The sequence below is a fragment of the Hasllibacter sp. MH4015 genome, from assembly GCF_020177575.1.
In the GTDB taxonomy this organism is placed as follows: Bacteria; Pseudomonadota; Alphaproteobacteria; order Rhodobacterales; family Rhodobacteraceae; genus Gymnodinialimonas.
The window spans coordinates 1,192,473-1,206,488 of record NZ_JAHTBK010000001.1; the positions used below are offsets into that span (position 1 = coordinate 1,192,473).

General features: G+C 65.5%; 14 protein-coding genes and 1 tRNA gene. 11 read left to right on the top strand and 4 right to left on the bottom strand.

The annotated features are described in order from the left end of the window. Position 1: 1 nt before the first annotated feature. Positions 2-1,234, bottom strand: coding sequence for an MFS transporter (locus KUW62_RS06305; protein WP_224814658.1), 1,233 nt, complete (start codon positions 1,232-1,234; stop codon positions 2-4). A 116-nt stretch (positions 1,235-1,350) separates the two neighbouring features. Here KUW62_RS06305 and KUW62_RS06310 point away from each other — a divergent pair, with 116 nt between their 5' ends. The 9 genes from KUW62_RS06310 (at position 1,351) to pgi (ending at position 10,543) form a co-directional block, all read left to right on the top strand. Next, positions 1,351-1,986, top strand: a complete 636-nt coding sequence (locus tag KUW62_RS06310; RefSeq protein WP_224814659.1) for a DNA-3-methyladenine glycosylase — start codon at positions 1,351-1,353, stop codon at positions 1,984-1,986. Positions 1,987-2,013: 27 nt separating this feature from the next. Then, positions 2,014-2,679, top strand: coding sequence for an alpha/beta hydrolase (locus KUW62_RS06315; protein WP_224814660.1), 666 nt, complete (start codon positions 2,014-2,016; stop codon positions 2,677-2,679). 192 nt (positions 2,680-2,871) lie between these two features. Then, entirely contained in the window at positions 2,872-3,468 is a 597-nt protein-coding gene (locus KUW62_RS06320; protein WP_224814661.1) for an HNH endonuclease, read from the top strand. A gap of 113 nt (positions 3,469-3,581) precedes the next feature. Then, entirely contained in the window at positions 3,582-4,538 is a 957-nt protein-coding gene (gene speB / locus KUW62_RS06325) for an agmatinase (protein WP_224814662.1), read from the top strand. A 70-nt stretch (positions 4,539-4,608) separates the two neighbouring features. Next, on the top strand, positions 4,609-5,829 hold the full coding sequence (locus tag KUW62_RS06330) for a reductive dehalogenase domain-containing protein (RefSeq protein WP_224814663.1): 1,221 nt from the start codon (positions 4,609-4,611) through the stop codon (positions 5,827-5,829). A gap of 104 nt (positions 5,830-5,933) precedes the next feature. Then, positions 5,934-6,584, top strand: coding sequence for a LysE family translocator (locus KUW62_RS06335; RefSeq protein ID WP_224814664.1), 651 nt, complete (start codon positions 5,934-5,936; stop codon positions 6,582-6,584). 198 nt (positions 6,585-6,782) lie between these two features. After that, positions 6,783-8,228, top strand: coding sequence for a glucose-6-phosphate dehydrogenase (zwf, locus tag KUW62_RS06340; RefSeq protein WP_224814665.1), 1,446 nt, complete (start codon positions 6,783-6,785; stop codon positions 8,226-8,228). A 24-nt stretch (positions 8,229-8,252) separates the two neighbouring features. Continuing rightward, entirely contained in the window at positions 8,253-8,924 is a 672-nt protein-coding gene (gene pgl / locus KUW62_RS06345) for a 6-phosphogluconolactonase (RefSeq protein ID WP_224814666.1), read from the top strand. Positions 8,925-8,929: 5 nt separating this feature from the next. After that, positions 8,930-10,543, top strand: a complete 1,614-nt coding sequence (gene pgi / locus KUW62_RS06350; protein WP_224814667.1) for a glucose-6-phosphate isomerase — start codon at positions 8,930-8,932, stop codon at positions 10,541-10,543. On the opposite strand, the gene KUW62_RS06355 is transcribed toward pgi, so the two are convergent. Next, complete coding sequence (locus KUW62_RS06355; RefSeq protein WP_224814668.1) at positions 10,540-11,028, bottom strand: thioesterase family protein; 489 nt, start codon at positions 11,026-11,028, stop codon at positions 10,540-10,542. The genes pgi and KUW62_RS06355 overlap by 4 nt on opposite strands. A gap of 61 nt (positions 11,029-11,089) precedes the next feature. Here KUW62_RS06355 and gph point away from each other — a divergent pair, with 61 nt between their 5' ends. Together gph and KUW62_RS06365 are read left to right on the top strand one after the other, a co-directional pair. Then, complete coding sequence (gene gph / locus KUW62_RS06360; protein WP_224814669.1) at positions 11,090-11,737, top strand: phosphoglycolate phosphatase; 648 nt, start codon at positions 11,090-11,092, stop codon at positions 11,735-11,737. A gap of 9 nt (positions 11,738-11,746) precedes the next feature. Next, positions 11,747-11,929, top strand: coding sequence for a hypothetical protein (locus KUW62_RS06365; protein WP_224814670.1), 183 nt, complete (start codon positions 11,747-11,749; stop codon positions 11,927-11,929). A 16-nt stretch (positions 11,930-11,945) separates the two neighbouring features. Here KUW62_RS06365 and KUW62_RS06370 read toward each other — a convergent pair. Both KUW62_RS06370 and KUW62_RS06375 read right to left on the bottom strand, forming a co-directional pair. Then, a tRNA-Gly gene (locus KUW62_RS06370) sits at positions 11,946-12,019 on the bottom strand. 294 nt (positions 12,020-12,313) lie between these two features. After that, positions 12,314-13,912 carry a VCBS repeat-containing protein gene (locus KUW62_RS06375; RefSeq protein WP_224814671.1) on the bottom strand — a complete coding sequence of 533 codons (1,599 nt, stop codon included), beginning with the start codon at positions 13,910-13,912 and terminating at the stop codon, positions 12,314-12,316. Between the last annotated feature and the right edge of the window lie 104 nt (positions 13,913-14,016).

Consider the following 14,016-nt stretch of genomic DNA (forward strand, 5'->3'; position numbering starts at 1 on the left):
ATCACGCGGTGCTGGTCTGCGGGCGCAGGGCCAGCCAGATCAGCGCGGCACCGGCAAGCACAAGGAACGGCACCATCGCGATATTCACGGCGGTCCAGCCCTGTACCACATCCTCCCCGCCCGAATACATCAGCAGACCGGAGCTGAAGGAGGCGATCGTCACGGTGCCGAAGACGACGAAATCGTTCATGCCCTGGACCGCGCCGCGTTCCTCCGGCGCATGGGCGGCAGTCAACATCGCCGTCGCCCCGATAAAGCCGAAGTTCCAGCCGATGCCCAGGAGGATCAGCGCCCCGAAGAACTGGAACAGCTCCACCCCCGTCAAGGCGACGCCGCCCGCGCAGGCCAGCAGGAACAGGCCCAAAGCCACGATCCGGGTGGCCCCGAACCGCGCGATCAGGTGGCCGGTGAAGAACGACGGCCCGAACATCGCGATCACGTGGGCTGACACCACATCGGCCGCGTTGCCCGTGGTGAACCCGCATCCCACCACGGCCAGCGGCGTGGAGGTCATCATCAGGTTCATCAGGGAATAGGAGACGGCGCCGCAGATCATCGCCACGACGATCTGGGGGTTGCGAAGCAGCTCGGCCCGGCTACGGCCACGGGGGGCATCGGCCCGCGCGGGTTCCGGCTTGGGCAGGTCGAGGAAGGCGAACAGGGCCGCGCCGATCACGTTGATCGCGATCACCACCGCGTAGGTGCCGAGGAAGGGCACAACCGTCGCCTCGGACGAGGCCTTGACCAGTTGTGGGCCAATGAAGGCAGACAGAAGCCCGCCCGCCATGACGTAGGAAATCGCCTTGGGCCGGTACGCATCGGATGCCGTGTCGGTCGCGGCAAAGCGATAGAACCCCTGCGCCGACATGTAGATGCCGGTCAGGTAGGAGCCGAACAGGAAGACCGGGAAGCTGTCGATCCAGAGCCCGTAGGCCGATGTCGCGGCCCCGATCCCGCCGCCAAGCGCGCCGATATAGAAGCCCACAGTCCGCCCGTGGCGCTGCATCACCGCCGACAGCCAGGGCGCGGTCGTCATGGACCCGAACACAATCAGCGAGATCGGGATCGTGGCCAGGGCGGGCGACGGCGCGATCATCAGCCCCGCAAGGCCGCCGACCACGAAGATCATCGGCATCTGGCTGCCCAGAAGGGCCTGCGCCATCACCAGGACGATCACGTTGCGCTTGGCCCTGCGATCATCCGGGACGGCATGGGTTTGCGTGCTGTCCACCATATCGCCAGCGGTATAGACTTTGCCGAGCCGGGTCCAGATGTGGGGATGTCACGTTTCGCGCGACGTCGCGGGGGACCGATTTCACGGTGCATGGGACAGTGAGGGGAGCGTGTCGGATGGCGAGAGAGCGAACGGTTCCCGATCGAATCGAGACGGCGGCGGATGTGGAGGCCGGTCGGCAATACCTGCTGCGACTGGAGCCTCGGTTTGCCGCGATCCCGGGGCCCTTGCCGCTTCGCCGTCGGGCGGACGGGTTCAGCGCGCTGTTGCACGCGATCGTGGGCCAACAGGTCTCCACCGCGTCGGCGGCGGCGATCTGGGGCCGGTTGCAGGCCGAAGGGTTCGACCGGGAAGAGGCGGTGTGCAGGGGCAGCGACGAAGACCTCAAACGCTGTGGCCTGTCGGGGCCGAAAGTCCGCTACGCCCGCGCGTTGGTGGATGCCCGCCTCGATTACGCGGGCCTGCGCCACGCCCCGGCGGAGGAGGTGTTGCAGACCCTGATCGCCGTGCCGGGCATCGGGCGCTGGACGGCGGAGATCTACGCCAAGTTCGCGCTTGGCCACGCGGATGTGTTCGCGGCGGGTGACCTGGCCTTGCAGGAGGGCGCGAAGCTTCTGTTCGACCTCCCCGCACGCCCCGCGGAAAGGGAAATGCGCGTGATGGCCGAAGACTGGTCGCCAGTGCGCGCCATTGCCGCCCGCGCGCTCTGGGCCTACTACCGGGCACGGACGAAACGCGAGGGCGCTCTTTAAGGCGCAATGAACGATAGGGACGCTGAGATGAGCCGCATTCTGGATTACAAGACCAAGGGCTCCCATTCGGGGGAAACGAAAAGCCTCGTGGTGTTCTTGCACGGCTACGGCGCGGATGGGGGCGACCTTCTGGGCCTCGCTGATCCGCTGGCCGAGCACCTGCCCGACACGGTCTTTGCCGCCCCCGATGCGCCCGAACGCTCCGCCATGAACCCGATGGGCTTCCAGTGGTTTCCGATCCCGTGGATCGACGGATCGTCCGAAGAAGCGGCAGCGGAGGGGATGGGGCGCGCGGTCCATGACCTCAACGCCTTCCTCGATCACCTGATGGCGGAGAATGGCGTGACGGTGGCGGAGACAGCCCTGGTCGGGTTTTCCCAAGGTACGATGATAAGCCTGCACGTCGCGCCCCGTCGGGCGGAGGCCTTCGCGGGAATCGTCGGTTTCTCGGGCCGGCTGCTGGAGCCGGAGGCGCTGGTCGATGACGTCGTGGTCCGCCCGCCGGTCCTTCTGATCCACGGGGATGCCGATGACGTGGTTCCGCCCCAAAGCCTGCCCGAGGCGGCGGAAGGCCTGCAAAATGCGGGCTGGGAAGAGGTCTATGCCCACATCATGAAGGGGACGGGCCACGGCATCGCGCCTGATGGATTATCCGTCGCGCTGGCCTTCCTGAAAGACAAGCTTCCGGGCTAGGAAAGCGGTCGCGCGCGCCGTCCCGACCCTGTCATCGGCGCGTCACGAAGCCCCCCTATCACTGGCCCCGAGCTACTTGATCTATTTTGCTTGCCGGTGGGCTGCACCTAGATATAGTGGCCCCAAGGCTGGAGCGGGTGCTCCCGCTCTGGTGCCGAACCGAGGCAAGCAGGGTGGAGGGTGAGTCCCTAAATGCAGGCGACCAGCGAGATTGAATTCCGAACGTCTTTCGTCAGGGAACCGGGGGCCTTGCGCCACAACCCGGCCCTCGTGCTGAACGCGGATTACCGCCCGCTCAGCTACTACCCCCTGTCATTGTGGCCGTGGCAGGAAGCGGTGAAGGCGGTATGGCTGGACCGGGTGCAGATCGTGGCTGAATACGACGATTACGTGCATTCCCCGTCGACCTCCATCCGCATCCCGTCGGTCGTGGTGCTTCGTGATTACGTGAAGCCGCAAAAGCGCGTGGCCTTCACGCGGTTCAACCTGTTCCTCCGGGACGGGTTCTCGTGTCAATATTGCGGGGCGAAAGGGGATTTGACCTTCGATCACGTGGTGCCCCGGGCGCGGGGCGGTGTGACATCTTGGGAAAACGTCGTTGCGGCTTGTTCCAGGTGCAATTTGCGCAAAGGCTCCAAGAGCTTGCGGCAATCGGGCCTGTCCCTGCGCCGCGCGCCGCGCCAGCCGGAGGCGGAGGAATTGCGCAATCGCGGGCGGCAATTCCCGCCCAATCACCTGCACGAAAGCTGGGTCGATTTCCTCTATTGGGATTCCGAGCTGGAAGCGTGAGACCGGATTGGGGGCCAGCCCCCAAACCCCCGAGGTATTTCCGAAGCAAAGAGGGGCGGTGACAGCGCGGGGCGGCGAGTTTAGCGTGGCGCCGAGCCAAGGGAGCCGCAGCCATGTCCGATCCGTTTTTCCAGCCACCGTCCGGTACCGATCTGCCGCGCTATGCGGGGGTGCCGAGTTTCATGCGGCTGCCCCACCTCGCGGCGGATGATCCGAAGCGCGCGGAGGTGGAGATCGGGATTTTCGGGCTGCCCTGGGACGGGGCCACGTCGAACCGCCCCGGTGCGCGTCACGGGCCGCGGGCGCTGCGCGATGCCTCCACCATGATCCGGGAGATGAACCGGTCCACCGGGCAAATGCCGTTCCAGGCCGCGCGCATTGCCGATCTGGGGGATGTGGCGATGAGCCCCGTGGACCAGGACGAGGCGCTGGCCGACGCGCAGAGCTTCATCGCGGGCGTCCTGGCGCAAGGCATCCGGCCCGTCATGGTGGGCGGCGATCACCTGTGTACGCTGACGGTTCTGCGGGAGCTGCGCAAGGCGCGCGGAGAGGCGTTCGGCCTTATTTTGCTGGACAGTCACACCGACCTCTACCCGCCCTATTTCGGCGGCAAGACCCTGACCCATGGCAACCCGTTCCGGCAGGCGATCGAGGAAGGGTGCCTGGATCCCGCGCGCTGCGTCATGGCGGGGATGCGGGGGACATCCTACAACACGTCCGATTTCGACTACGGCCACGAGCGGGGCGTGCGCATCCTGCCGATTGAGGAATGCATGGAACGGGGCTGGCCCTCCGTGATGCAGGTGGCGCGCGAGGTTGTGGGGGATGGGCCGACATACGTGTCCTTCGACATCGACTTCGTGGACCCGGCCTACGCGCCCGGCACGGGCACGCCGGAGGTGGGGGGGCCGACCTCGTTCGACGCGATCCAGTGCATGCGGGCGATCCGGGGCCTCGACGTAATCGGCGCGGATCTGGTGGAGGTCTCACCCCCTTTCGACACTGGGGGGATCACCGCGTGGCTGGGGGCGTCGGTGATGTTCGAACTGATCTGCGCGATGCAGCCGTGAGGCGCGAGATCGGGGATATAGGGTCGGTATATCCTGGGTATATTTCCGGTATATACCGGCGATGGCGTCCATGACCTATCCCAAGAACCGATTGCCGGAGCATCTTGCGGACAGCGACCGGGCCGCCGGGTTCGAAGTCTCGGACGCATTCGAGCGGTTCAGCCAGATGAACGACATCTTCACGCGGGCCTTCTGGGACGACCGAGTGCGCACGGACGACACGGACGCCTTCTTCGCCTCCTACCGGATGGAGGCCGCGCCGCGCCGGGGGGACGGGTTCACCCAGAAGGATTTCGCGCTGCGCAACGCGGCCTGGCTGATCTCGGACATCGTGTCGGAGCGAAGCGCGGCGGAGGGGATACGCGAGGGCTTCCAGGGGGCGATCCGCGACGACACGCCGGTTGCGCCGGACAAGGTGGAATTGGGCGATCCGGGCGTCGAGGCGGCGGAGGTGAAGGCGATTGCCAAGATCTTCGGGGCCGATCTTGTCGGCATCACCGATTTCGACGCGCGCTGGCATTACGCCGACCGCCCCGATGTGCGGGTGATGGAACCCGTCGCAAATGATCTGCCCGACGGCCTGTCCCGTGTCATCGTGATGGGCCACGCGATGGATGCCGACCTGGTGGAGACCTATCCCAGCGCGCTGGCGGGGGCGGCGACGGGTCGCGAATATTCCCACGAGGCGGCCATCGTGATGCAGGTCGCGGCCTATATCCGCAACCTCGGTTATCGGGCCGTCGCCTCCATGAATGACACGGCCCTTGTCATCCCCTACGCGATCAAGGCGGGGCTTGGGGAATACGGGCGCAACCAGATGGTGCTGACCCCGGACTTCGGGCCACGGGTGCGGTTCTCCAAGATCTTCACCGACATGCCCCTGGCGGTCGATGCGCCGCGCGCCCTGGGCCTCAACGATTATTGCGACGCCTGCGATGTCTGCGCCGTGGCGTGCCCGGTGAAGGCGTTGCCGTTCGGGCCGCCCGATTTCGGGGAGGAGGTGACGAAAGGCTCCCCCTCCACCCAGCGGGGCGTCAGGAAATGGTCGTCGGATGCGGAGGCGTGTTTCGGATATTGGGCCAAGCTGAAATCCGATTGCGCGATCTGCATGCGGGTCTGCCCGTTCACGCGCCCGCGCCCGCGCACGGGCTGGCTGGACCGGGCGTGGTATCGGCTGGCCACGGGCGCGTTCGGAGACCGGGGCCGCGCCTGGGCGCGCCGGATCGCCGCACGGCGGGCGCGGGCGCGGGTCAAGCCGAGGGAGTGGTGGGCTGCTCTGCGGAAGGAGTAGGGGGGCGTTGCTGGGGTGGCGAGGGTCGGGTTTGGGCCCATACCTCCTGTTTGCTGCGTGGCGAGCGAATGGCCGCTCATGCGCGATGATGTCTTCCACAGCCAATGCGCTATACTGCCTTCCCAAACGCACAGGATTTGGCCATGACGCTTGAACAACTTCTCATTTTCCTTCCGGCCGCGCTGCTTCTGGGGGTATCGCCGGGAGCAAACAATCTGCTGGCCTTCATTTCGGCAACAAAAGCCGGATGGCTCCGGACTACCAAGGGCATATTCGGTCGGCTGGCGGCATGGGCAGTGCTGGTCGTCCTAGTCTCTTTGGGTCTCGACGTATTACTTCGCACGTCCGAAGTCGCATTCGTCGCTCTGAAGTGGGTCGGCGTCGCGTATCTACTCTACCTAGCGTGGCAATTCTGGACTGCGGATGTCTCCAAGGAGATCGAAGCGCCGGAGGTGTCCACACTGATGCGCCGCGAGTTTCTTACGCTGATGGGCAACCCTAAGGCCTACCTTTTGCTGACCGCGTTCCTTCCTCAGTTCGTCAACGATGGTGCTGCCCTCATGCCGCAGCTCTTCGCACTGGGTACGCTTTATCTGCTGGTCGAAGGCGTGGCTGCGCTCCTGTGGGTTTCAGCAGGGACTCTGGTCGGAGCGCATGCCCTTACCCCCTTGCGACGTAGGATCATCAACCGCGCCTCAGCCGGGTTGATGGGAACGGCTGCTATCCTCCTCGCGCGAACTGAAAAGGCAGCATAGCGCCGCAAGCGGACTCTCACATCGTTCGAGTGAACGGCAGTAGAGTCCGCAAACCGAATCACTCCCCCAAGCGACCTCCCCTTTTCACGCCCACCCGAACACTCACATTGTCGCGGGTGCGTGTTTTGTTAGACTTCCCGAAACGGTCTCGCTAAGAGTGGCTCCGTTAGCGCTAACACTAGCTTTGAGAGGTGCCCCATGGTCTCACGCGTTATTCCGGTCGATCCGTTCGATCTGGTGATCTTCGGCGGCACGGGCGATCTGGCGCGGCGCAAGATCCTGCCGGCGCTCTATCGGCGGTTCCGGGACGGGCAGATGCCCGACGAGGCGCGGATCATCGGGGCGGCGCGCGCGGATCTGGACGCCGGTGGCTACCGCACGGAGATCCGCGCGGCCTTCGACGAATTCCTGCACGAAGATGAACGCGACGACCGGATGGAGGCGTTCCTGGAGCGCCTCGATTACCTGCCGATCGACGCGATGGGGGATGGCGGCTGGCCCGACCTGAAGGAGAAGATGCGCGACGGCGCGATCCAGGCTTTTTACTTCTCCGTCGGCCCGAGCCTCTTCGGTGCGTTGGCCGAGCGGCTGCACAGCCACGGGATTGCGCGCGACGATGCGCGGATCGTGGTGGAAAAGCCGTTCGGGCGCGACCTGGCCTCCGCCAAGGAGCTCAATGCCACATTGGCCGAACATTTCGACGAGACGCAGATTTACCGGATCGACCATTACCTGGGCAAGGAAACGGTCCAGAACCTGATGGCGGTGCGGTTCGGCAATGTCCTGTTCGAGCCGTTGTGGAACGCGCAATATGTCGACCACGTGCAGATCACCGTGGCCGAGGAAGTCAGCGTGGAAGGGCGCGGGGCCTATTACGACAAGTCCGGCGCGATGCGGGACATGGTGCAGAACCACCTGATGCAGCTTCTGTGCCTGACCGCGATGGAACCGCCGTCGAAATTCGACCCAGACGCGGTGCGCGACGAGAAGCTGAAGGTGATCCGCGCGCTTGACCCAGTTGATCCGGGCGACATCGTGCGCGGGCAATATGACGGGGCGCTCGGTGCCTCCTACCTCGACCATGCGGAGGACCCGGCCAGCCGCACCGAAAGCTACATCGCGATGAAGCTGCATATCTCCAACTGGCGCTGGAAGGGGACCCCGTTCTACCTGCGCACCGGCAAGCGGCTGAAGGCGCGGAAATCCGAGATCGTGGTGACGTTCAAGGAAACACCCCATTCGATCTTCGATGCCGATGCGGGCAGCCGCGCCAACGTGCTGTCGATCCGTCTGCAACCGGACGAGGGGATGGATTTGCGCGTGACGATCAAGGAACCGGGCCCGGGGGGCATGCGTCTGGTCGATGTCCCGCTCGACATGACCTTTGCCGAGGCGTTGGGGCCCGACGCGGCGCATGTGCCGGATGCCTATGAACGGCTGATCATGGACGTGATCCGGGGCAACCAGACGCTGTTCATGCGCGGTGACGAAGTGGAGGCCGCCTGGGCCTGGACCGATCCGATCATCGACGGCTGGCAATCGCGCGGCGACCGGCCCGTGACCTACGATGCGGGCAGTTCGGGGCCGGAGGAGGCGTTGATGCTGCTGCACCGCGACGGGCGCCGCTGGCGGGAATTGTCGTGATAGAGGCCTGCAAGGAGGCGTGAGATGAACCTGGTTGAATATCCCGACAGCGAAATGATGATGCTGGACCTGGCCGATACCCTGACGGGCGAATTGGCCGATTGCCTGCGCCGCCATGACAGCGCGACATTCTGCGTACCGGGCGGCACCACGCCGGGGCCGATCTTTGACGTGCTGAGCGAACAGGCGCTGGATTGGGACAGGGTCGCGGTGATCCTGAACGACGAACGCTGGGTGCCGGAGGATCACGACCGCTCCAACACGAGATTGCTGCGCCAGAGGCTTCTGACATCGAAGGCGTCGGCGGCGATGTTGCTGCCGCTCTACAAGGACGGGGCGGCGCCGGAGGACGCGATGGAGGAACTGGCCGAGGGGTTGGAGGGGCATTTGCCGATCTCGGTCTTGCTTCTGGGAATGGGCGCGGACATGCACACCGCCAGCCTGTTTCCCGGGGCCGACAACCTGGAGGCCGCCCTGGCCGGGGACGCGCCGCGCCTGATGCCGATGCGCGCCGAGGGCGCGGGCGAGACGCGGATCACCCTAACCGCCCCGGTTCTGAACGGCGCGCTCAGCAAGCATGTGGTGATTACCGGCGCGGAGAAGCGCGCGGCATTGGAACGGGCGATGCAATTGACGCCGAGCGAGGCCCCGATCCGCGCCGTGATCCAGGGCGCGACCGTGCATTGGGCGGAGTAGCGGCAATGGCGGATCTCTGGGCAAACTTGCGCGACCACGCAGATCGCAACGACGACCGGCATATCCTTGATCTTTTTGAAGATCCCGGACGGGCGGAGTCGTTCTCCGTCCGGGCGGACGGGATGCTGTTCGACTATTCCAAGACCCGGATCGACGCGGGCGCGCGCGGCCTGCTGCTCGACCTCGCGCGGGCCAGCGACGTGGAGGGCCGCCGCGCGGCGATGTTCTCGGGCGAGAAGATTAACGAGACGGAGGGGCGCGCCGTTCTGCACACTGCGCTGCGCGCGTCCGGGGGGCCGATCATTGTCGATGGCGCGGATGTCATGGCAGGCGTGCTGGAGACCCGCGCGCGGCTTTACGACTTTGCCGAGGCCGTGCGTGGGGGTGGGTTTGCCGGGCAGGGCGGCGCGATCACCGATGTGGTAAATATCGGCATCGGCGGCTCGGACCTTGGGCCTGCCATGGCGACGCTTGCGCTGGCGCCGTATCACGATGGGCCGCGTGTGCATTACGTCTCCAACGTCGATGGGGCGGACATCAACGACGCCTTGCAAGGTCTTGATCCGAAAACGACTTTGGTGATTGTTGCGTCCAAGACATTCACCACGATCGAGACCATGACGAACGCCCGCACCGCGCGCGATTGGATGGCGGAGGCGGTGGCCGATCCCTCCGCGCAGTTCGTGGCTTTGTCGTCGGCCACCGACAAGGCGGGCGCGTTCGGCATCCCGCCCGAGCGGGTCTTCGGGTTCGAGGATTGGGTCGGCGGGCGCTATTCGCTTTGGGGACCGATCGGCCTTGGCCTGATGATCGCGGTCGGGGACGCGGCGTTCCAGCAATTCCTGGACGGTGCCGCCGCCATGGACCGCCATTTCCAGGAGGCCGATCTGGGCGACAACCTGCCCGTGCTGCTGGCCCTTGTCGGCATCTGGCACAACCAGGTGCAGGGCTTTGCGACCCGCGCCGTGCTGCCCTATGACAACCGCCTGTCCCGGCTGCCCGCCTACCTTCAGCAATTGGAGATGGAGAGCAACGGGAAGTCCGTTGCCATGGATGGCACCCGGTTGCAGGTCGATTCCGGCCCCATCGTCTGGGGAGAGCCGGGGACGAACGGGCAGCACGCCTTCTACCAGTTGATCCACCAGGGTACGCGCGTGGTGCCGTGTGAATTCCTGCTTGCCGCGCGCGGGCATGAACCAAACCTGACCCACCACCACCGACTGCTCGTCGCCAATTGCCTGGCGCAATCCGAGGCGTTGATGCGGGGCCGGTCGATGGAGGAGGCGCGCGCGTTGATGGGGAAGAAGGGGCTGACAGGCGCGGAGTTGGAGCGGCAGGCCGCCCACCGTGTCTTCCCGGGCAATCGCCCGTCCACCACGCTGCTCTACGATCAGTTAACGCCGTTTACCCTTGGCCAGATCATTGCGCTCTATGAACATCGTGTGTTCGTGGAGGGGGTGATCCTCGGCATCAATTCCTTCGACCAATGGGGTGTGGAACTGGGCAAGGAGCTTGCCGTCGCGCTGGAGCCGGTCCTGACGGGGGAGGCGGAGGACGCGGACAAGGACGGGTCGACCCGCGCGCTGGTCGCGGCGGTCAAGGCGGCGGGCGGGATCTAGCCCTCCGCCACCGCGCCATCCTGCTCGGTGAACGCGGCGCGGCCTGCATCGGGGATCGGGTAGCGGCCCGGCGCGTCGCGGTTGAGAAGGACGACAATCGCGCCCCCCTCCGCCGTCCGCGCCACTTCGTCGCCGACCCGCCAGACCGCGAAATCCATGGTGAACGAGGTTCTGCGGAACCGGCTGGCGCGTCCCGTGACGATATAGTCCTCCCCCAACCCCATTTCAGCCAGGTAGGTGCAGGTCACTTGTTTCAGCACCAGGCGCGGGGCGGTCGGACCGTAATCGGTAACGGCGCGCGCCTTCAGGTAGGGCAGGCGAAAGCTTTCGAACCAGCGCAGGTAAGCGGTGTGGTTGACGTGGCCGATCGCGTCCAGCTCCCCGAAGCGGACCCGGTCCGCCAGCCCGTAGGTCCAGGGTGCGGGAATGCCGAGCGCGCGGAGCCTGTCGGGCCCAAGCGGCGTGTGATAGGGCAGGTCTGACATCTTCGGCCTTTGTGATTTTCGGGCGGGGACCATGGTGTCGCGTTGGGCGGAAGGGGGCAAGATGGCGCGCATCGTTTTCGATCTGGACGGCACGTTGATCGACAGTGCCCCGGATATCCGGCTGGCGGCCAACGGCGCGTTGGAGGGGACGGGCGCGGCGCCGCTCAGCCTTGCGGAGACGCGGGGGTTCGTGGGTGCCGGTGCGGCAATCTTCGTGACGCGCATGATGGCGGCGCGCGGTCTGCCGGACGGGATGCATGGCGACCTCCTCCACCGTTTTGTGGCGCGTTACGAGGGGGCGGTTCACCTGACCGAGATCTATCCCGGCGCGGCGGAGGTGCTGGCGGAGCTCAAGGGGCAGGGGCACCGGATGGGCCTCTGTACCAACAAACCGATCGCCCCCACCCGCGCGGTTCTGGCCCATCTCGACCTTGCCCGATTTTTCGAGGTCGTCATCGGCGGCGACAGCCTGTCGGTGCGAAAGCCCGATCCCGCCCCGCTTCGCGCTGCGCTGGATGCGTTGGGGGAGGGCGTACCGATCTATGTGGGCGACAGCGAGGTGGATGCGGAGACGGCCTTGCGTGCGGATGTGGCGTTCATGCTTTACACTCAAGGCTATCGCAGCACGCCGGTGGACGAGCTTGCCCACCACGCGGCGTTCGCGGACTGGTCCGAGGTGCCGGGGCTGGTGACGGATCTGACGGGGTAGGGGGACGATATGGAGATCATGGTCTGGGCCTTCGGGGGCGTGGCCGCCCTGGCCGTCGGAATCATCGCGGTCGCGGCCTACGTGGTGTTCTGGCGGGACCGTGATGCGAAGAACACGCGGACGAAACCCACGCGCCGAGGGGGCAAGGTCCGGCACACGAGCCCCGGGCGGGGCGGGCCGACGCGGCGCTAGGGACCGGTGGGAGAGCTGGAGCGGGTAACGGGAATCGAACCCGTAACTGAAGCTTGGGAAGCTTTCGTGATACCTTTTCACCATACCCGCCGCCTGGATGGCTGGATACGCTTGGGCCGCGCGGGCGTCAAGCGGGGAGTGGGTGAGGTCGCACGCGTGCGAGCGGGGGTTAAGCCTTTGAAAAGTCTATATAAGACTGATATTCATCACGAAATACGAGAGCTTTGACACCCCTCGGATCACCAAAGGCCGCCACCCGCCGCCCCCGCGCCAGCGATGCGCGGAACGGCAAGACGGGACGGCTGGCGGAGTAGGTTTCGGGTGCGGCGAAGGTCGGGTCGGAGCCCGACCCGCTCATTCGTCCTTGCGCCGACGTGCCAGCGTCTAGTCGCCTGCATTCTCGTAGAGTTCGTGAAACGCTCCAACCGCGAGGGGGCCGCGCGTGATCAGGCTGTAGCCAACCAGATCCACGCGACCGTCGCCGTTGAAATCGCCCGGCAGCAACTGGCGGGCGGAGCGGTTCATGCGCGTGGGCCAGGTCATCTCGATCGGCAGGAATCGACCCGTCCCGTCATTGAGCCCAAGCCGCCGCGCCAGGTCGCGGTCGCCGTTCGCGTCGAGGCCCTGGACGATCAGATCGAGGTCCCCGTCGCCGTCAAGATCCGCGAAGAACAGGTTGTGGGAGATCGAAATCCGTTCCTGATCGCGCCAATCCTGCCCCCAGATGCGGGTCGCGGTTTCGTCGCGGAAGTAATCGCCCTCGTTGATCAGGACCTGGATATACAGGCCGCGGAAGCCGCCGCGATCCTCGGACGGACCGAGGTGGAGAGATACGAGGTCGAGATCCCCGTCGCCGTCGATGTCGACGGCATCCACATCGTTCACGTTCGTGGCGTCCCCGTAAGGCCCGTGCGGCAGGACCAATTCGCGGTCGTCGCCGAACCGACCGTCCCCATCCCCAAAGAGAACGAAGCTTTGGGCGCGATCCCAGCGGCTTCCGGCGAGGATCAGGTCGGTGACGCCATCTCCGTCTACATCGACGATGCGCGCGGTCAGGAAATTGTGGCCGCCCCCCTGAATGCGCGTGAGCGCGGGGTCGATATGGTTGCTGGCCTCCGACAGAGTGAATTGGCCCGTGCCGTCATTGAGAAGCGCGTAGGGCGGATAATCCGTGACGTCGCCGTCATTCGTGACGATGAAGGCGTCGATATCGCCATCCCCGTCCAGATCGCCGACCCCGCCGCCATGGGAGAAGTCGTTGCGTTCCGGCAGATGCGAGAAGGATGCATCGAGGTGGGGCTGTCCCGGCCGCGACAGGAAAAGCGCGTTTTGCTCGCCCGGGAAGGGGCGGGTGTCCTGACCATGGGCGATCACCAAGAGGTCGTCGACCCCGTCACCGTTGAAATCGGCAACATGGGCTTCGCGTGCATGGACCCGCGACGGCAGGCCCCCTTCCACCGCGTCTTCGAAGACGGACCCGTCGCCACGGAGAACGACGATCCGGTTCGGCACATTGACGGCGATGTCGTCCTGACCGAAGGCCTCATGGGTCACGAGCAATTCGTCCGCACCGTCGTCGTCGAAATCAATCGCCGCCAGGAGCCGGGGCGTTGTCGTGCAGTCCGGACATCCCAGTTCGCGAATGTCCGTGCCGCCCAGAACCGTACTGGCGACCGTGAATGGACCGCCGACGAAATCGACCCGTTCCGGCGTGGGCAGCAGAAGCTGCCGGTCGTCGGTGCAGACCGCCTCTGCCGGGATGTCGGCGAGGCTCTCGGGCGATGTCCACCGCATGATCACGTAGGACGAGGTCGTGTTGAAGCGGTCGAGCGCGCGTTGAGACCCTTGCCCCCAGGCACCGTCAATCCCGCCCGGATTGCAGCCCCGTTCGGTGAGGAAGGTTTGAATGTCGCGGATATCCGCTTGGGCGGCGGTCGCAGCGCCAAGTGTCAGAGCAAGAAAAGTGATCGGCGCACGTGCCATATGAGACCTCAGGAATTTGATTCGCAGGTCCAATTTTCCAACGAAACAATTTGAAATCAAGATGTTCTGCCCCGTGCCGGTCGCGCGTGTGGCCCAACCGGCGA